Source organism: Azorhizobium oxalatiphilum, from assembly GCF_014635325.1.
GTDB lineage: Bacteria > Pseudomonadota > Alphaproteobacteria > Rhizobiales > Xanthobacteraceae > Azorhizobium > Azorhizobium oxalatiphilum.
On sequence record NZ_BMCT01000003.1, the window covers coordinates 422,507 to 442,211 of the forward strand.

Here is a 19,705-nt window from a genome sequence, read left to right on the forward strand (position 1 = left end):
TTAGCTGAAGTTGATGGCTCAGGCGAAAGCTCTGAGTCGCCACCGAGTCGCCACCCTGTGTGGAAACATTCGGCATCGGCAGGACACTCAGAGATTCGAACCCTCGCCCGCCGGCGGGGCAGGCGAGGGCACTCCAGCCAGCAGGCCGGCAATGGGGAGTGGCCGTTGGGTGGCCGGCTGGAATCGGTACCTCTGGGCGGTAGCGCGTGGTGACTCGCTCTTCCTTGCCTGACGGCGCGGGCCTTCGAGACTGCCCGGAGGCACGCAAGAAGACCGGGAGGCTGCGCATGTGGTGCGCTAGCTTGTGTGCCCCAATACACTGCTGGGCGCTCGGCGGGGGCCTCGTACGGGCCAGCTCTGCGACCGAGACACCAACAACATTGTCCAACGCAGCTTCAGCTGGAAGTTCTGACGGGTGTTCCACATGCGTATTTGGCTGTTGCGGGGCTTAGGCCAATATCACCTCGCGGTCGGGCCGATCGAGGCATTCCATGTAGGCAGCAGAGGCCGGGTCTCGTGTTTGTCGTCCCGCCTGTGAAACCAACGGGGGGCGGCGGGCGTGCCGAGCCAATGCCCACTAGTGCTCTGGAGGACAGGGTTCAGATGCGCCAGAAGCAGTAGTTTTCTGCGGTGACGGCGAATTACCGGTTTGGGGCGGGGATGCGCCAGAATCAGACTTTACCAACTGCGTGCCTGAACGGCCGGTACGGATTTCGGAGTGGACGTTGAACGCGTCACCGCGTTGCTGTTAGAGGCGGCCGTCAGCGCCGAGTACGCGCTCTTCGAACGCCGGAATAACGTCCTCAAGGTCATCGAACAGCATGTCATCGCCGATGAGCGTGACGACCCCGGCCCGTTTCAAAATCATCATTGGCTCGTGATGAAGCTCGGCAATACCGAGCGCCATGCCGCGTGCCGCGAACAACAGGCAAACGTCCTTGAGCATGGCGGCTGCGGTGGAGTCGATCTGGGTGATGGCGCTGGCATCGAGAATGAACCAGCTCGTGGAGGGGGGCAGGCTGCACGCCGCAGCCTCCAGCCGCTCCTGCACGTATTCGACGTTGAAGAAGAGCAGGTTGCCCTGCACGATATGCACTGCGAGTTCAGGTATGGCCTTCGCGTCCGGTCGCCTGTGCAGCTTGAAGAAGCCTGCGCGGCCAGGGATGCGTCCAAGTATGGCATCGCGGGGCCGCATCTCCTGCAACAGCACATAGGCCAAGGTTGCGAAGACGGCGATGACGACGCCTCTCAGGACGCCGAGACTGACGGCGCCCCAAAGACCAATTAAGGCAAAGGCGAACTCCACCCGATTGATCCGCCATATCTCGCGCAGCCCCTTGAGATCGATCAGGGAGACGGCCGCCGCAGCCAGGATCGCGCCCAGAGCCGGGGCCGGCAGCAGGCGAACCGCATCGTTGAGATAGATCAGCGTCGCCCCCAGCGCTGCGGCGGCGAAAAGGCCGCTGGCCTGGGAGCGGCCTTCGACCGACATGTTGATGGCGGTGCGGGAATCCGAAACGGACACCGGGAAGCCGCCGAAGCATCCCGCGGCGATGTTCGACGCCCCGAAGCCGATCAGCTCCTTGTTCATATCCACCCTGAAGCCGCCGAGGGTGCCGAAGCTGCGGGCGGTGACGATGCCTGCGCCGAAACTCACCAGCCAGATGGCTGCGACCCCTTGGGCCAGTTCCAGGAGCGGCAGGCCATCGGGTATCGGAAGCGAGATATGCGGCAGCCCCGTGGGGATCTCGCCCACCACCTTGATGCCCAGGCCCCTGAAGTCCAGCAACGCCGAAAGCAGTGTCGCCGCGACGACAACGACCACCGGCCCCGGCACAGGCGAGCGCCATGCCGACAGGACCTGAAGCAGCACGAACATGGCCACGCCGAGGATGACGGACGGCCAGTGGACAGCTCCCATGTTGCGGGCAAGTCCGACAAGGGCTGATGTCAGGCTTCCGGTATCCACCGAAAGGCCGGTGAAGCGGTTGATCTGGCCGATGAGGATGGAGAGGGCAACGCCGCTGATGAAGCCGACAAGAATGGGACGCGAGAGAAAGGCTGCCAGAATACCGAGCCGCAGCACGCTCGCGAGAATACAGAGAATCCCGACGCCCACAGCCAGCAGCGCGGCCGCCATGACCCGGTCCCCCGTGGTCGCCAGCGGCAGCGTGGCGAGGACGGCTGCCACCACCGTCATGGTGGCGGCATCCGGCCCCATCATGAGCTGCCGGGACGGCCCGAAAACGGCATAGCCGACGAGAGCGGCCATGCTGGCGTAAATGCCGACCTCGGGAGGCAGCCCCGCTATGGCCGGATAGGCGATGGCGCTGGGTATGGAAACCGCTGCCACGGCAAGGCCGGCCATGGCGTCGCTGCGCAACCATTCGAGGCGGAAGCCGACAAAGCCCTGGCACAGACCCCACCTGCCGCCCATGGTTTCCTCTCCTTCATGACTCTACTGGAACGCAGATCAAACCTGGCGGCCACTCATCTGGAAGTGCGACCCTTCTCAAGCCGTCGCTGAAGCGGAAAGGCCTGGAACGAGATGCCTGGCATACGGGGGCTCGACGTAGCCGTCCGCGTTCTGCCGCTTGGGCAACGTCACCTTCTTCCGCTCGATTTCCTTGTACGGAATCTGCGAGAGGATGTGACTGATGATGGCGAGGCGCGTCCGGCGCTTGTCGTCTGAATAGGCTACGTACCATGGCGCGACGTCGCTATCGGTGGCGGCAAACATCGCATCGCGCGCGCGGGAATAATCGTACCAGCGCGAATAGGATTCCAGATCCATCGGCGACAGCTTCCAGATCTTTCGCGGGTCCTCGATCGGCTGCTCAATACGTCTGGTCTGCTCCTCCGGGCTTACTTCCAGCCAGTATTTGAGAAGGATCACGCCGGAGTCGATGATCGCCTGCTCCACGCCCGGCACCGTGGCAAGAAAGCGACTGGCCTGCTCGTCGGTACACAGTCCCATCACCCGCTCAACCCCGGCCCTGTTGTACCAGCTGCGGTCGAAGATCACGATTTCTCCGGCCGCCGGAAGGTGCGTGACGTAACGCTGGAGGATCATCTGCGATTTCTCGCGCTCCGTCGGTGGCGGAAGCGCCATGACGCGGAATACCCGCGGACTGACCCGCTCCGTTATCGACTTGATGACCCCGCCCTTTCCGGCACCGTCCCGTCCTTCGAACACGATGCAGATCTTGGCGCCTTGTTCTTTAGCCCATTCCTGCACCTTAACCAGCTCGCCATGCAGTTCGCGCAGTTTCGCTTCATAAGCACGCCGCTTCATCCGCTTGCTGGATTCGGGCGCATTCGCTCGCTCTGACTTGGCATGTTTCGACATGGTCGCCCCCATCAGGACCAACTGAGGAAGAAGCCGACGTCTCCCGGCATTCCGTTGGGCCATTCGATGATCATGGCCTTCAGCCTGAAACCGGCGGGTTGCAAATGCTCGCGCCAGAATTCGTAGGCCTGGCAGGGGCGGCCTGTCAGGCTCTCCGGCCAGTTCTCGGCGGAATTGTTGATTGTCCTGCCATGATCGGTGCAGAGCGCATTGGGGAAGCGCATGACCATGATTTCGTTTTGTCCACGCTCCGCCGCGCTCCTCATCTTGTGGGCCAGCGTTCGCTTCAACTCGGCGATCCGATCCGGTGTCAGGTCCACCGGCTCGGACAGCGTCTTGACCAGTTCCTGGCGCGCCGCCTCCACACCATCGAGCGCATCTGAGCGCCGGGATGCCTTTGCCAGGCTGATCTGGTCCATATATTTCTGGAGGTCTTCGGCGGACATGAAGGCCTCGTCATCAAGGGCTTCATGCGCTTCGGAAGGGGCCACAGCGGCAGACATCATGCGCCTCCTGTATTGGACCTGCCACTGAGGCTTGGCTCAGCATGCCTCAGTGGCCTCGTGGATATTCGCGGGGAAAAGAGCACGTTTCGTGCCTTAAAAATCCTCTCCCACGCGTCGCCAGCCTTTGGGATTGAAGCTCCGGATCTGCGATGCCAGCTTCTCCGTCTTCGGCCCGAGATTGGCCTCGTAGACGCTGCCGTTCTGGCTGCACAGGAAGGTCATGACGCCCGTCTCCTGCCAGCGCGCCGGATAGGCCAGCATGGCGAAGCCCGCGAGCAGCCTGTCGCCGACCATGTAGTCGATGGCGCCCCCCGGCGCGGCCGGCCCCTGCCGCGTGAGAATGCGGTAGACGTAGCCATTATAGGGTCGTGGACGCTCGGATGGAGCAGACGCGTCGATGCCGGCATCGGCGATGCGGTCGCCGAGCGGGCTTCGATCGGCGGACGAGACGGGTTGCCAGTAAAGCCCGTCCTGCATGCCCGGCGTGCTGATGAAGCGGCGGGCATATTGCGGGATCGGATCTCCATCATGGGTGGAGCTGAAATACTCCCTCTGTGCTGCTACGAAATCGCCGCATGCGCCGATGGCGATGGTCTCGTTGCGTCCGATGGCGCGGGCGATGATCTCGTCGCGGCCCGCTGCCAGATCGAACGTCCATTGCCCGGATGCCTGCTTGAGCGGAACCGGAAACGGCCAGTTTTGCGGCCCGAAAGCGAGGACGCGGGTGGCGTTCGGGCCGTCGAGCACAGTGGTCCCCTTGGCGGCCAGTGCAAGGAAATCGTCCAGTCGCTTCGTATCCACCGCGGCGTCGCCGGACAGCACCAGATCGCGGGCGCCTGGCCCGAAGATCTTGTCGAGGCGGTCCTCGCCGGGATGACGCGCAGCCTCGACCAATGCCGTCGCCGCCGCATCCGGGCTGGGGAAGGTCTGCTGGGCCAGAGCCGTTGCCCCTGATAGGAGGGACAACAAGACAGCGGATATGCCGGACACCCATCTCGTGTTCATGTCGCTCTCCGCTATCGCCGGCGTCCGCCGCCACCGCCTCCGCGCCCCATGCCTGCTGATGGCCGCGAGATTGATTGCCTGCTCATATGGCCCCGGTTCGAATAGTGTGCGGCTGAGGGGCCGGATCGCGCACCGCTGAAAGCGGTCGGATGGGGCTGGGCCGGTCGGGCTGGCCGCTGGACGTTGCCGGCGGGCTTGCTGGGCCGGCGCGCTTCGCCCTGGCCGGGTGGGCGCGAGGGCTGTGTCGGACGTCCCGCCTGTCCCCGGTCGGGGCCACGGCCGGCACCGGCACCCGGCCTGTCTCCGCCTGCTGCCGGACGTTGCTGGGCGGAGGGTGGAAGGCCGTTGCCGCGGCCCGGACCGCCGGGGCCCACAAGACCCGGTTTGGTGCCTTGTCCCGGCCGGTAGCGGCCTGGGTCGGGGCGCCATGGCCGGTTGCCGTTGCCGATATTGATGTCGTTGCCGATGTTGATGTTGCCACCGCCGGGCCGATAGCCAGGATAGCCCGGCCAGCGGGGCGGATAGACCCAGCCACGATTCCAGTCCCAGGCATTGTCGAGGATGCCGCCGACGATGACGCCGGCGCCGAAGGCGAGAAAGTTCGAGCCCCAGCCCGCAACCGGCGGGGCATAGACGACGGTGGGGTCGTAGGTGGGAACATAGATCACGCCCGGCTCAGCGGACTCGATGACGATATAGTCGGTGTCGCCCTGCTTCTCGACGATCACCGTCTGCTGCGGCGTTGTTTGCAGGGCACCGGAACCCTTCGCCTGAGCGCGCAGGCTCTGGATCGTGTCCGCCACATCCTTCGGCTGGTTAACGAATGCGTCGCCGATGTCGCTGGTGGCGTCCAGATCGGCATTGAGCTTTGCGATCACGTCCGGGAAGCGGGCGAGGGCCTTGACGGCGGGGTCCCAGCCCTGCGCATCCAGCGCCGAAAAGTTTCCGGCGGCGGCTGCCGCGCGGTTCTTCTCCAGCCAGCGCGAGACCTGCACGATCTCGATGGGATAGGCAGTCGCCGGGAGTAGCTGTGCCAGCAGTTCGTCCGGGTAGAGGGCATAGGGGGCGAGCAGCTTTCGCAGTTCCTCGCGACTGAATGTCGAGGAGGGGCTCACCTCCGGCTTTCTGGCATTCTGCGGGGCTGGCTGCGGCGCCTGCTGTTGGGCTTGTTGCGGCGCTTGCGCCCGTGCCGACGCGAACGGGATGAGCAGGCCTACGACACACATGAGGCACCGCGCCACGTGAAGAAACGAATGTTCTCGCATGTCGGAGTTCTTCTTCCGCCCATCCTTGCCGGAGGGGCGTTCAATGCCAGCCTCCCATGCCCATGATGGACACATCGAGATCGAAGTAAATAGGAGTCAAAAAATTGCCATTACTGCAATAAGGCGTATGGGCCTCAGCCGCCGGTGCCGGGGGGGACGGCGACGAGGCTGAGAAAAAATTGGCCACATTTCCCAAGCGCGGGCCACTTTTTCAATGCGAGTGCAGCGTCAGGCCATCGCCATGGCAGATGGTTCATATAATTGATAATAAATAATAATTTTAAAATCAATACCTGAGCATCCGATCACGTGTGCTTGCGGCGGAGTGACTTCACATGCGGCTTGAGCTTCACCTTAGGCACTTGATTGCGTAGCGGCATGTAGCTAGCGTATGTGTGATCCAGAAGGGCGTGGCCGCAGTGTCGGCTATGTATATCATGCTATGGAATGCAATATGTATTGTATTCGCGCTGTTTCCTGACGGTTTGTATTAAGTTCGGGTGGTCTTGGTTGGTGGCCGTCCAGGTAGGCGCCTTTCCGGATGGCGCGTGCCGCGGGGGGCTTTGGGTTGCGTCCAGCGGCGGACATGGCCGCAGGCCCGCGTCCTTCCTTTTTCGAGACCGATCGGCATTCTGACCTGTGCAGATGGGATTCCGAAGCATGCGTAAATTTCCGTTTGCGTGCGCGGCGATGGTTGTCGGCGGCTATTTATTGACCTCCGGAACAGCCGTCGTTGCGGAGGTGCCATCCGTGCCTGTGACGGTGATGGCCGCGGAGCTGCGGCCAGTGACCCCCAGTCTCGAATTCGTCGGACGGGTGGAGGCGCCCGAGCGTGTCGAGATCCGTGCGCGGGTGAAAGGCATGCTGGAGGCCGTATTGTTTCGCGACGGCGAGACGGTGCGGGCGGGCGCCCCGCTTTATCAGATCGAGAAGCCGCTGTTCGGTGCTGCCGTGCAGCAGGCAGAAGGCGAGCTCGAGCGCAGCAAGGCTGCTCTGACGCTGGCCAAGATCCAGCGCGAGCGCGCCGAGGAACTCCTGGCCCGGAACGCGGGCACTGCGGTCGCCAAGGACCAGGCGATCGCAGCTGAGGCCCAGTCCACCGGCGCCGTCCTTTCCGGTGAGGCGGATGTCGAGACCGCCAGGATCAACCTCGGTTACACCGACATCACTGCCCCAATCTCGGGCCGCATCGGCCGTTCCGCCGTAACCAAGGGCCACATCGTCGGGCCGGAGAGCGGTGTCCTCACGGTCATCGTCAGCCAGGACCCCATGTATGTGACCTTCCCGGTCAGCCAGCGGGACTATCTGCAAGCCCAGAAGGACGGGCGTACCGGCGATCTGAAAAATCTCGAAGTCGGCGTGAGGTTCAGCGATGGCTCCACCTACGACCTGGTTGGACGCATCAGCTTCGTGGACGTCAGCGTGGACAAGACCACGGACACCCTGATCCTGCGTGCGGACATCCCGAACCCGAAGGGCATCCTGACCGACGGCCAACTGGTGCGCGTCACCTTGCAGACAGCCAAGCCGGAGGAGCGCATCCTCATTCCTCAGGCGTCCCTCATCGCCGATCAGGCAGGTCTCTATGTCTTCGTGGTGGAGGACGGTAAGGCCGTGGTCCGCCGGGTGAAGACGGGTGGGGCGCAAGGCAGTCTCGTGGTAGTCGCCAGTGGCCTGAAGGCCGGGGAGCAAGTCGTCGTGGACGGCTTCCAGAGCCTGCGTCCGGGCGCCGCCGTGCAGGCGAGCCCGCGTGCGGCCGGCCTGATCAACGGAGGCTGAGCCATGTTCTCGGCCCTCTTTGTGGACCGTCCGCGCCTCGCGGTGGTCATCGCGGTGGTGACTGTGATCGCCGGCGCCCTGTCGCTGTTCGCCATTCCGCTCGCCCAGTACCCGGACATCATCCCGCCCCAGGTATCGGTGACCACCACCTATCCCGGCGCCTCTGCCGACGTGGTGGATGCCACCATTGCCCAGCCCATCGAGGCGCAGGTCGTGGGCGTGGACAAGCTGATGTACATGAAGAGCGTCAGCGGCGACGACGGCAGCTACACGCTGGTTGGCTCCTTCGAGCTGGGCACTGATCCAGACATCAACACCGTCAACATGAACAACCGCGTCCAGGTGGCGCTGTCCAAGCTACCGGAGGATGTCCAGCGGCAGGGCGTCACCGTTAAGAAGAAGTCCTCGGCTTTGCTCGGCGTGCTGGCGATCTATTCGCCCAAGGCGACCCTCGATCCCCTGTTCATCTCCAATTATGTCACCATCAACATTCTCGATGACATCAAGAGCATACCCGGCGTCGGCGATGCCTCCCTGTGGGGGCCGCAGGACTATGCCGTCCGCGCCTGGATCCACACCGATCGCCTGACCGGCCTCGGCCTGACCACGGGCGACATCGCAGCGGCGATCCGGGCCCAGAACGTGCAGGCGGCGGTGGGGCGTGTCGGCGCGCGGCCGATCTCGGACGACCAGCAGCTCCAGCTCAACCTGCGGACCAAGGGACGCCTAACTTCTATCGAGGAATTCGAGAAGATCGTCCTGCGGACCAATCCTGACGGCTCGGTGCTGCGCCTCGGCGACGTGGCACGGCTTGAGCTGGGGGCGGCCAATCTCGACCGGGAGACGGCATTCAACGGCGGACCAGCGGCCGTGCTGGCGCTCTATCAGGCGCCGGGCGCCAACGCCATCACCACCATCAACGCCGTGCGGGCGCGCATGGATGCGCTGGCGAAGGCCTTCCCCGATGATCTGGCCTGGAAGGTCACCTACGACCCCACCGTCTTCGTGACCGAGACCATCCATGAGGTCCGCAAGACGCTGGTGGAGGCGTTCATCCTCGTGGTGATCGTCGTCTATCTCTTCCTCGGCAGCTTCCGGGCGACGCTCATTCCCACGCTGGCCGTCCCGGTCAGCCTCATCGGCACATTCATCGTCCTCAACGCCATAGGCTATTCCGCCAACACCGTCTCCCTGCTCGCGCTGGTGCTGTCCATCGGCATCGTCGTCGATGATGCCATCGTCGTGGTGGAGAATGTCGAGCGAGTGATGGAGGAGCATCCCGATCTGACGCCCGCCGAGGCGACCAAGAAGGCGATGGCCGAGATCACCGCGCCCATCATCGCCATCACGCTGGTGCTGCTGTCGGTGTTCGTCCCGGTGGCCTTCATCCCGGGCATCTCGGGCGAGCTGTTCCGCCAGTTCGCGGTCACGGTGGCGGTGGGCATGTTCCTGTCCGCCATCAACGCCCTGACCCTCTCGCCCGCGCTGTGCGGTGTGCTGCTGAAACGGGGTGCCCACGGCCCGAAGAAAGGCCCCATCGGCTACGTCATGCGCGGCATCGACCATGTGCGCGACAGCTATGGCGCGGCGGTGGCGCGGCTCGTGCGCTTTTCCGTGCTTAGCCTGGTGGCGGTCGCGGTGGCCAGCGGCGGCATCTATGCGCTCGCCAAGGCCACCCCCACCGGCTTCCTGCCGGAGGATGACCAGGGCGCCTTCTTCGTGGTGGTTCAGCTTCCCGGCGGCTCGTCGGTGGCCCGCACCAGCGAGGTGATCAAGCGCGCGGAAGGCATGCTGCGGGACGAGGCGGCCGTGGCCGACTACACCTCGGTGATCGGCCTGAACTTCATCGACAATTACTCCCAGTCGAATGCCGCCTTCATCGTGGTCACTCTGAAGCCGTTCGCGGAGCGCAAGGACGGCGCCCTCGGCGCATCCTCCGTGATCGCTCGGCTGGGCGAGCGGATGCGGCAGATCCCCGGCGGAACGGTGGTTCCCATCGCGCCCCCGCCCATCGTCGGCCTCGGCACCGGCGGCGGCTTCGCCTTCGTGCTTCAGGACCTGAGCAGCGGTGATCCCAAAGCGATGGCGCAGGTGCTGCGCGGTCTGCTCGTCGCCGCCAATCAGGATGCCAGCCTGGCGCGTGTGTTCAGCACTTACACGGCCACCAATCCTTCCATCATTCTCGATATCGACCGCGAGAAGGTGCAGGTGCTCGGCGTGTCGCTGAGCGACGTCTTCCAGGCGCTCCAGGCGTCGCTGGGCGGGCTCTATGTCAACGATATGAACCTGTTCGGCCGCACCTGGCAGGTGCAGGTGCAGGCCGAGGCGGACGACCGCAAGAGCATCGACGACATCTACCGCATCAATGTCCGCAACGCCGAAGGCAAGATGATCCCCCTGCGGTCCATTCTGGAGGTGAAGGTGGACGTGGGGCCGCCGGCGCTGATCCGCTACAACAACAAGCGGGCGGTGACCGTGCAAGGCTCCCCGGCGCCGGGTGTGTCCTCCGGGCAGGCGCTCGCGGCCATGGATGCGGTGGCGCAAGCGACCCTTCCCGCCGGCTATGCGGGGGCGTGGACCGATACGTCCTTCCAGGAGAAGCGCGCGGAGGGCAAGACCAGCATCATCCTCGCCTTCGCCGTGCTGTTCGCCTTCCTGTTCCTCGTGGCGCTGTACGAAAGCTGGTCGATCCCCATTCCCGTGCTGCTGTCGGTCACGGTGGGCATGCTTGGCTCATACGCGGCCATCCTCGTGGCGGGCCTCACGCTCGATCTCTACGGGCAGATCGGCATGATCGTTCTGATCGGCCTCGCCGCCAAGAACGGCATCCTGATCGTGGAGTTCGCCAAGGAGCAGCGGGAGCGTGGGGTACCGTTGCTCACCGCGGCGACCGAAGGATCGCGCTTGCGCTTCCGGCCGGTGATGATGACCTCGCTGGCCTTCATCCTCGGCCTCTATCCGCTGGTGGTGGCGACGGGTGCCTCGCAGATCGCTCGGCAGAATGTGGGAACGCCGGTTTTCGGAGGCATGATCCTCGCCTCCTTCCTCGGCATCTTCGTTATCCCGCCGCTGTATGTGCTGTTCCAGAGCCTGCGGGAGCGATTGAGGCCGGGCTCTCGCCCCAAGCAACCGGAGGAGATGGCTTCCGGCACGGGATCTGCCCCATCCCAGCCGAAGGTCCATTGAAACAGGATAACGCCGCTTTATGGCGTGAATAGAGGACGATAGCGCTGCGCCCTCGACCCGAAATGGGGGGACGAGGGTTGAGGCCGGACATGCTCCAAACGGGAGGGGCGCATGACCACTTGCACCACAGGGGCATCGAGAGGCGAGGATTGGAGCTCGCCGATTTCGCTTGAAGGTCTCGCCACTGTCCTTGGCCAGTTGCGGATCGCGGTGCCGAGCTTCGTCGGCTCGCTGCACGCGGACGGTGGGGCGATCAATCTCCGGGCTGTTCAAGAGCGATACGTAAGCCTTCCAACCCTGGTTTCTGCTGCGGCCGCGTTTGCGGGGTGCGATCACCTCGGATTGCTGCTTGCACAGGCTTGGAGCCTGCCGACGCGTGCGGACCGCTTCACCACCTGGGCCGCCGATCTCGCGGCAAGCCGGAATGACTTTCGCGAGCAGGTCAACCTTTCCTCTCATGGAGCGATGTTCTCGTCGGCGGGGAGCACCACGCCCAAGGCCGGATATGTGGCCATGGATCAGGGGATGGAGAGCGCCGCCGTGATCGCCGACTGGGAGTTGGTGCTCATGGCCCGCCTGCTCAAGGCATTGGGCGGGCCGAACTGGCGTCCGGAGCTGGTGGAACTGCCGCGGCGCCCGCCACGCGACTGCCGACCCTACAGGCGGGCCTTCGATTGTGCCCTCAGCTTCAATGCGGCCTTCGCCACCATTCATTTCGATGCCGGCTTCGGCGAATGGAGATCCGCCTGCGCGGTTGCTTCCGCAAGACGTGAGGGGACCCTACTCACCCGCCGCGTGGGCGAGGAGCTAGCGCTGTGCCTTTTCCATGGCGAAGACGGCTCGGCAGAGCGCGTCGCGCAAAAGCTCGGCATGTGCAGCCGTACCATGCAGCGCCAGCTCGAGTTGTCGCAAGTGAGTTTTCGGACCATAGCCGATGGAGTGCGCTTCGGCACGGCCAAGCGCCTGTTACAGGACACGGATATGGAGCTGACCCAATTGGCCCTGACGCTGGGCTATGCGGACATCTCGGTTCTCACCCGCGCCTTCACGAGGTGGGCCGGCGTATCCCCTTCGAGCTGGCGCGCCGGGCGCCGCTCCGCGCATGACCGCGCATCCGAGACGCAGCTCGACGCGTCGATGCCGCAGTGCGCGGGCGCGCGTTAGAGCAGACATCAGGGCGCGGGATCGACGCGATCGTAATTGACGAGTTTGGGCACGAGGCTCACCCCCCAGGCGACGAAAACACCGAGCAGCGTCTCCAAGATCCGGTCCATGGCGTAGGTCCACGCATCGCCCAAATGGTCAAACAGGATAAGGCCGGCGATATAGCCTGCCACCTTGGCACCGTCCGCTACGTTCAATAGCTGACACATCACCATGGAAGCGAACACGCCCACGCCCACGGTATAAAGCCCTGCTCCGAAGGCTAGGCTGAGCGCCATGCCAATGGCCGCCCCGACGAGGGTCGCCGCAATCCGTATCAAACCGAGATGGCGTGAGATCTTCGGGGACAGGTCGGTGACGATCACCGCTGCCACGAAAGCATAGACCGGCTGCTCGAAATGGAGCGCCTTGGCGATCGGCAGCGTAATCGCCGCAGATATCGCGACGCGCAGTGCGAGCTGTAAACCGACAATGGCCGCTGCCATGCGCTTGTCCGGAAGATGTAAGAAGGCATCCATGAGACGGATGGCAAAAGCCCGGACGAACCGGAAGGACGATTAGGCCCCTCATTTCTGCCGTGCGCTTTGCAATATGCGACAAATCACTGGATCAGCAAATTAAGTCTGGATTGTCGCGAAAGATCAAGCAGACAGCTTGGCCCAAGGCCATCCTTGCCTACGGCCGGCGGCAAAGCCAATTGTGATCCTGTGATCATTCCATGGCGTGCCGTCTCAGGCCGCGCCTTTGGCGTTTCGTGCGCGTAGTCCAGGCCTCACTGGATGCGCGGGACACTGCGCCCGTCAGTTCCTGCTTCCGGAGACGATTATGACGGAAACGGCACCCGTGCAGATCGACGCCTTTTTCATTCTGCATTCGGCCCGAGCCGACCATTGGCGCGGTGCGCTGAACGCAGCCGAGAGCTGGCATCGCGGAGAATCCGGCGCGGCGGATGTGCAGGCATCCCTGGCCGAAGTGAAGATCATCGAGGAATTCCATGCCTTTCCCGGTACAGCGGTCATGGCGCGGCTGGACCAGACCATCGCTTCCGGGGATGCGCGGGCCACGGCGAACCTGATCCGGCGGATTTCCGAGGCCATCGTTACCCGCCACGAACATGCTGACAGCATGGGGACTAGTGGCACCGACTCCGAAGCGTTCGAGGACCTGCTGCCCGTTTCGCTGGTCGGCGGGGCGCGCCGGCGCCCGTCGTTCGAGACCCTGTTCGTCACCGCCCAGCCGCCCTCCCGGTGGGGCGCCATGAGCGAGGAGATCCGGCAGCTCCGCCGACGCGAGGACCTGTTCGAATACGACGCCGTGTTCGTCGGCTCCTTCGAGGATGCGGTGTGCGCGGCCATCGTCAATCCGCGCATCGCGGCGGTGGTGACCACCGACGACATGGCTTATCGCTCGCGCCACGATGCGCCGGTGCTGCGCTCGCTGCTCGATCCGATCCTGAAATATGCCGGCGGCCTGGCCTCCGGCATCGACCTGTCACGGGTGCTCAAGACTATCCGTCCGGAGCTGGACCTCTATGTGCTGTCGGACCGGAACATCGAGGCACTGGCGGGGCAGGAAGGCGGCAACTACGCCCGCCGCATCTTCTATGCGGTGGAGGAGCCGCTGGAGCTGCATCTGGCCATTCTCGAAGGCATCGCCGCGCGCTACGAGACGCCCTTCTTCGACAATCTGAAGCGTTATGCCCAGAGGCCGGTGGGCACCTTCCATGCGCTGCCCATCGCGCGCGGCAAGTCGGTGTTCGCGTCCGACTGGATCAGCGACATGGGAGAGTTCTACGGCATCAACCTGTTCCTGGCGGAGAGCAGCGCCACCACCGGCGGGCTGGACAGCCTGCTGGAGCCCACCGGCAACATCAAGAAGGCGCAGGAATATGCGGCCAGGGCCTTTGGTGCAGATCACGTCTTCTTCGTCACCAATGGCACTTCCACCAGCAACAAGATGGTGGTGCAAGCCCTGATCAAGCCGGGCGACATCGCCATCGTGGATCGCAACTGCCACAAGTCGCACCATTACGGCATGGTGCTCAGCGGCGGGCAGCCGCTCTATGTCGAGGCGTTTCCGCTGACCCGCTATTCGATGTACGGCGCGGTGCCGCTGGCCGAGATCAAGCGCGCCATGCTGGCGCTGCGGGACGAGGGACGTCTGGACAGGCTGCGCCTGCTGGACCTGACCAACTGCACTTTCGACGGGCACATGTACAACACCCGGCGGGTGATGGAGGAATGCCTGGCCATCAAGCCGGACCTCATCTTCCTGTGGGACGAGGCATGGTCCGGATTCGCCCACTGGTCGCCGTTCCTACGCCCGCGCACGGCCATGGGCGCGGCGGCCGCCATCGAGGAGTGGATGGCCTCCGACGAGGCGGTTGCGGCCTATGAGCAGCAACAGGCGGAGCTGGGCGAGGCGCCGTCCACCGATCTTCTGCTGGAAACCCGGCTGGTGCCCGATCCGCGCAAGATCCGGCTGCGGGTGTACCAGACCAACTCTACCCACAAGTCCATGTCGGCGATCCGGCAGGGGTCCATGGTGCTCGTCCACGACGTGGACTTCGCGCATGTGGAAAGCCAGTTCCACGAGGCGGTCTTCACCCACGCCTCCACCAGCCCCAACCAGCAGCTGATCGCCAGCCTCGACGTGGCCCGGCGGCAGATGGAGCTGGAAGGCTACGGGCTGGTGATGAATGCCATCTCCATCGCCCTGAAGATCCGCACTGCGGTCAACAGGCATCCCCTCATTTCCCGCTACTTCCGGATCCTGGGGGCCGACGAGCTTATTCCGGCCGAGTTCCGGCCGTCCGGCTTCACCGATTTCCTGTCGCCCGGCGTGACCTGGGGCAACATCGCCAAGGCCATGCGTGAGGATGAATTCTACCTCGATCCCACCCGCATGACGCTGGTGTGCGGCACCGCCGGCTTCGACGGCACGCAGTTCAAGGGCATCCTCGCCAATCGCTACAACATCCAGGTCAACAAGACCTCGCGCAACTCCGTACTGTTCCAGTCGAACATCAACAACACCCGCAGCGACATCGCCCATCTGGTACGCGTGCTGGTGGAGATCGCGTCCGAGATCGACGCGCGGCTGCGCAGCGGCGGGGGCGGCGTGCGGGAGGCGTTCGACGCCCGGGTGAAGTCGCTCATGGAGGACGTGCCTGACCTGCCCAACTTCAGCCGCTTCCACGACGCCTTCCGCGGCAATGCCGGCGAGATGACAGGCGAGGGCGATATGCGCACCGCCTTCTACGGCGCCTATGACGAGGCCGGCTGTGAATATGTGCGGCTGGCGAGCCCGGAGATCGACTCCCGGCTGGAGAGCGGCCCGGACCTCGTGTCCGCCAACTTCGTCATTCCCTACCCGCCGGGCTTCCCGATCATGGTCCCCGGGCAGGTGCTCACGCGTGAGACCATCGACTTCATGCGCAAGCTCGATGTGAAGGAGATCCACGGCTACGAGGCGGCGCGCGGGCTGAAGCTGCTGCGGGCCGACGTCCTCGGCAATCCGGTTAACTGAGAGGGGCGACGCGATGTCCGCATTCTTCCACTTCCTAGCCGCGAACCCCTACATCCTGCTGTTCTTCACCGTCGGCTTCGCGGTCTGGCTGGGCCGCCAGAGCATCGGCGGATACGGCCTCGGCATGGTGGCGTCCGCCATCATCATCGGCTGCGGCCTGTCGGTCTGGGCGTCGAGCTACGGGGCTAAGCTGGAGCTCAACAACTTCACAAAATCCATGTTCTATTACCTGTTCATGTATGGCGTCGGGTTGCGTGTCGGCCCGTCCTTCGTCAACAGCCTCGGTGGCGATGGCCTGAAGTTCACCGGCCTCGCGGTGGTGAGCTGCGTAATCGGCCTCGTGCTGGTGGTTGTGGGGGCCAAGCTGTTCGACCTGCCGGCCGGCGCGGCGGGCGGCATGCTCGCGGGATCGCAGACCATGTCGGCGGCCATCGGTTCAGCGGAGGAGGCGGTGAACTCGGGCGTCATCGCGCTGCCGCCGGGCTCCTCGCCCCAGCAGGTCTCCTCCATGATCGCGCTGTCCTACGGCATCACCTACATCTGGGGCACCGTGGGCATCATCCTCATCACTAAATATCTGCCTGGCTGGTGGGGTGTGGATGCGCGCAAGGCGGCGCAGCAGTATGAGACGGAGCACGGCGTCGCCAGCGGCGATGCGCCGACCCTGTCCGCCTGGATGCCCGGAGCAGTCCGTGCCTACCGGCTGGAAAACCCCGAATGGTCCGGAAAGACCGTGGGCTCGCTGCTCTCGAGCAATCCCGAGTATCGGGTGGTGAACGTGGTGAGGGGCGGTCACCGAGAGGAACTGTCAGACGATCTCGTCTTGCGTAGCGGCGATATCATCGCCCTCGGCGGTCGTCGCGAGACCATGACGGAGAAGATGGGGCTTATCGGTCCGGAAGTGTCCGACAGGCTCGCGCTGGATGTTCCGCTGGATCAGGCAGAAGTGCTGGTCACCAACAAGGAGGTGCTCAAGCTCACGCAGCAGGAGATGCGCCGCCTTCCCGACGTCAATCAGGTGCAGGTGGTGAAGTTGGAGCGGGCCGGCGTGCCCATTCCGATCGGCACCAACACCAAGCTCCAACGCATGGACATCGTCACGCTGGTCGGCCTGAAGAGCGCGGTCAGCCATGTGGGGGCGCTGTTCGGCCGCGTGGTGCGCCCCAGCACCGCAACAGACCTGTTCACGCTCTCCGTGGGCATGATCCTGGGCTTCCTGATCGGTGCCATCCAGTTCCCGGCCTTCGGCGCCTCCGTGGGCCTGGGCAATGCCGGCGGGCTGCTGGTCTCGGGCGTCATCATCTCCTCACTGGCATCCCGCCTTCGCTTCTTCGGCAACACGCCGAACGCGGCGCGGAACATCCTCGAGGACCTGGGGCTGGTGGTGTTCGTTGCCATCGTTGGCATCAATGCGGGCAACTCACTGCTGGCGCAGCTCACCGGCGTCATTGCGCTCAAGATCTTCATCGTGGGCTTCATCGCCTGCTCCATCCCGCCTGTGATCGTGTGGGCGATCGGCTATCACGTGTTCAAGATGAACCCGGCGGTGCTCATGGGCGGTGTCGCCGGCGCGCGCAGCCATTCCGGCCCCTGCCGCGAGGCGGCGGTGGAGATACAGAGCAACGTGCCCTGGATCGGCTTCCCGGTGGCTTACGCCGTCTCGGGCGTCCTGCTGACCATCTTCGGCTACTTCGCGATGGTCCTCGCGCAATAACACCACGGACAGCCAACAAGTCCTGCGGCGGGCCAACCCGTCGCAGGAGGGGGCGGAACCATGGACTATGTCACCTGGGCATTACGCGAGAACCCGGAACTCGCGATCTTTCTGGCCGTCGCGCTTGGCTTCCTGATCGGCCGCATCCGTTTCGGGAGCTTCAGCCTCGGTATCGTGGTCGGGTCGCTGCTGGCCGGCGTCGTCATCGGCCAACTGGACATCCGCGTCCCGGGCGTGGTGAAGGGCGTCTTCTTCAACCTCTTCCTGTTCACGACCGGCTATAAGGTTGGCCCTCAGTTCTTCCGAGGGCTGAAGGGCGATGCGATGCCGCAACTGGTCCTCACCGTGGTCATCTGCGTCTCCTGTCTCCTGACCTCGTTCATCGCCGCAAAGCTGCTCGGCTACGACATCGGCACCGCCGCCGGACTGCTCGCAGGCGCATTCTCGGAATCCACGGTGATCGGTACGGCCGGCGATGCAATCGGTCGTCTCGATCTCCCGCTTGAGGAGCGCACACGTCTGCTCAACAACATCCCCGTTGCCTATGCCGTGACGTATCTGATCGGGACAGCCGCGCTGGTCTGGTTCATCCCGACAATCGGTCCCAGGCTGATGGGCGCGGACCTGTTGGTCGAGGCCGCACGGGTCCGGCAATCAGGGGCGGAGAAGGAGCGGGTTCCCGACGGTCTTCTCTCCGCTGCCCGTCCTTTCGACGTACGGGCCTATCGCCTGACCGACGCGCGCGTGTTCGGAAGGACCATTGCCGAGGTGGAGGCCATGGCATCTCCCGCCAGGGTTTATGTCATGCGGCTACGCCGAGGCGACGAGATCATGGACGCGGCTCCCGGTGTGGTGCTGAGAGAAGGAGACGTCATCGCACTCATCGGAAGGCACGAGTCTCATACGGCACGCGCCGATGCCATGGGGCCGGAAGTCAGCGATCCGGGGCTGCTGGATCTGCCCGTGGCAACGCTGGACGTCATCGTCACGAAGACGGAAGTCGCCGGACGGACAATCGAGGACCTCGCCGGAAGGGATTTCGCCCGCGGCGTCTTCCTTGCAAAGCTGCGTCGCGCGGGCCTGGAAATACCGGTTGCGCGGCAGACCCGCCTGGACCGGGGCGACGTCATGACTCTGATCGGCGCGGTACCAGACGTCGAGCGCGCGGCACAAGCCATAGGCTATGCGGACCGGCCGACTGCGGCGACCGACATGATCTTCGTCGGCGTGGGCATCTTCCTCGGGGGCCTTCTGGGCCTGCTCTCGGTGGTCGTCGCAGGCGTACCCATCACGCTCACCGTGAGCGGAGGGGCGCTCGTGATGGGGTTGGTTTTCGGCTGGCTTCGCAGTGTCTATCCCGTCTTCGGCCGCATACCGGAAGCTGCGGTCTGGATCTTCGATACTCTCGGCCTGTGCATGTTCATCAGCATCGTGGGCATCGGGGCAGGTCCCGGTTTCATGGCGGGCCTGGAGAAGACCGGACCGAGCTTGATACTGGTGGGCCTCACATCGGCGCTGCTGCCCCACACCGTCGGCATTCTGTTCGGTCGTTACGTGCTGCGCATGAACCCCCTGATCGTGCTGGGCACCTGCGCGGGCGCAGGAACGATCACTGCGGCCCTTCGCGCTGTTCAGGACAAGGCTCAAAGCAGCTACCCGGCGCTGGGCTACACGGTGCCCTATGCGGTGGGAAACATCCTGCTTACGGCCTGGGGGCCGGTGCTGGTGGCGATGATGTGGGTCTCACGATGAAATCCGTAGCGAGCAAACCGGAGGGTCGGATGAAGATGCACAGTTGGATTGCGGTAGCGGGGGCCCTGGCTCTCGCCAGCACGAGCGCACAGGCCCAGACCATGAGCTACCGGGAAGCCGGTGCGCTCCTGGCAAAAAGCTGTGGTCCCGACATCAGGAAATACTGCGGGACCGTCAATCTCGGCAGCGGAAAGCTCATCGGTTGTCTCGATACCAATGCCGGCAAGGTGGCCGCCAAGTGCAAGACCGACTTCGTGGCTGTAAAGGCATCTCTCGCCAAGCGAGCGATGGCGCAGCAAGCCATCTTCAAGCTGTGCAATGCGGATGCAGCACGCTTTTGCCAGGGCATCGTGCCCGGTGACGGCAATCTCATCTCCTGTCTTGTGGAAGCCTCCAAGGCGGTGAGCAAGCCGTGCAATCAGACCATAACCGATGCTGGTTGGCGTTGAGCCGCCGA

Annotated in this window: 13 protein-coding genes; 7 read left to right on the top strand and 6 right to left on the bottom strand. The window is 64.2% G+C overall.

Going from position 1 to position 19,705, the window contains the following annotated elements:
- Window positions 1-748 precede the first annotated feature (748 nt).
- The 5 genes from IEW24_RS13865 to IEW24_RS13885 form a co-directional block, all read right to left on the bottom strand.
- Window positions 749-2,437, bottom strand: a complete 1,689-nt coding sequence (locus IEW24_RS13865; protein ID WP_188579483.1) for a SulP family inorganic anion transporter — start codon at window positions 2,435-2,437, stop codon at window positions 749-751.
- Window positions 2,438-2,512: 75 nt separating this feature from the next.
- A complete protein-coding gene (gene ppk2 / locus IEW24_RS13870) occupies window positions 2,513-3,349 on the bottom strand; it encodes a polyphosphate kinase 2 (protein ID WP_188579484.1) in 837 nt (278 codons plus the stop codon).
- A gap of 11 nt (window positions 3,350-3,360) precedes the next feature.
- Window positions 3,361-3,852, bottom strand: a complete 492-nt coding sequence (locus tag IEW24_RS13875) for a hypothetical protein (RefSeq protein WP_188579781.1) — start codon at window positions 3,850-3,852, stop codon at window positions 3,361-3,363.
- 96 nt (window positions 3,853-3,948) lie between these two features.
- A complete protein-coding gene (locus tag IEW24_RS13880) occupies window positions 3,949-4,860 on the bottom strand; it encodes a DUF2950 domain-containing protein (protein ID WP_188579485.1) in 912 nt (303 codons plus the stop codon).
- A gap of 11 nt (window positions 4,861-4,871) precedes the next feature.
- Window positions 4,872-5,975: a DUF3300 domain-containing protein gene (locus tag IEW24_RS13885; protein ID WP_244644390.1), complete on the bottom strand. Its 1,104-nt coding sequence runs from the start codon at window positions 5,973-5,975 to the stop codon at window positions 4,872-4,874.
- Between the two features lie 810 nt (window positions 5,976-6,785).
- On the opposite strand from IEW24_RS13885, the gene IEW24_RS13890 reads away from it, so the two are divergent.
- The 3 genes from IEW24_RS13890 to IEW24_RS13900 all read left to right on the top strand — a co-directional run bounded on the left by IEW24_RS13890 (window position 6,786) and on the right by IEW24_RS13900 (window position 12,254).
- Window positions 6,786-7,904, top strand: a complete 1,119-nt coding sequence (locus tag IEW24_RS13890; RefSeq protein WP_244644391.1) for an efflux RND transporter periplasmic adaptor subunit — start codon at window positions 6,786-6,788, stop codon at window positions 7,902-7,904.
- Between the two features lie 3 nt (window positions 7,905-7,907).
- On the top strand, window positions 7,908-11,090 hold the full coding sequence (locus IEW24_RS13895; protein WP_188579487.1) for an efflux RND transporter permease subunit: 3,183 nt from the start codon (window positions 7,908-7,910) through the stop codon (window positions 11,088-11,090).
- Window positions 11,091-11,201: 111 nt separating this feature from the next.
- Window positions 11,202-12,254: a helix-turn-helix domain-containing protein gene (locus IEW24_RS13900; RefSeq protein WP_188579488.1), complete on the top strand. Its 1,053-nt coding sequence runs from the start codon at window positions 11,202-11,204 to the stop codon at window positions 12,252-12,254.
- 8 nt (window positions 12,255-12,262) lie between these two features.
- Here IEW24_RS13900 and IEW24_RS13905 read toward each other — a convergent pair whose 3' ends face one another.
- Entirely contained in the window at window positions 12,263-12,739 is a 477-nt protein-coding gene (locus tag IEW24_RS13905; protein WP_188579490.1) for an FUSC family protein, read from the bottom strand.
- A 340-nt stretch (window positions 12,740-13,079) separates the two neighbouring features.
- Between IEW24_RS13905 and IEW24_RS13910 the strand changes: the two genes are divergently transcribed.
- Genes IEW24_RS13910 through IEW24_RS13925 form a run of 4 tightly spaced genes read left to right on the top strand, consistent with a single transcriptional unit; the run spans window position 13,080 to window position 19,697 of the window.
- Entirely contained in the window at window positions 13,080-15,782 is a 2,703-nt protein-coding gene (locus IEW24_RS13910) for an aminotransferase class I/II-fold pyridoxal phosphate-dependent enzyme (RefSeq protein WP_188579492.1), read from the top strand.
- A gap of 13 nt (window positions 15,783-15,795) precedes the next feature.
- The gene (locus IEW24_RS13915) at window positions 15,796-17,496 is read left to right on the top strand and encodes an aspartate:alanine exchanger family transporter (protein ID WP_188579494.1); all 1,701 of its coding nucleotides are present in this window, start codon (window positions 15,796-15,798) and stop codon (window positions 17,494-17,496) included.
- A 60-nt stretch (window positions 17,497-17,556) separates the two neighbouring features.
- Window positions 17,557-19,248: an aspartate-alanine antiporter gene (gene aspT / locus IEW24_RS13920; protein ID WP_188579496.1), complete on the top strand. Its 1,692-nt coding sequence runs from the start codon at window positions 17,557-17,559 to the stop codon at window positions 19,246-19,248.
- A gap of 29 nt (window positions 19,249-19,277) precedes the next feature.
- Window positions 19,278-19,697: a cysteine rich repeat-containing protein gene (locus IEW24_RS13925; protein WP_244644393.1), complete on the top strand. Its 420-nt coding sequence runs from the start codon at window positions 19,278-19,280 to the stop codon at window positions 19,695-19,697.
- The last annotated feature ends 8 nt before the right edge of the window (window positions 19,698-19,705 follow it).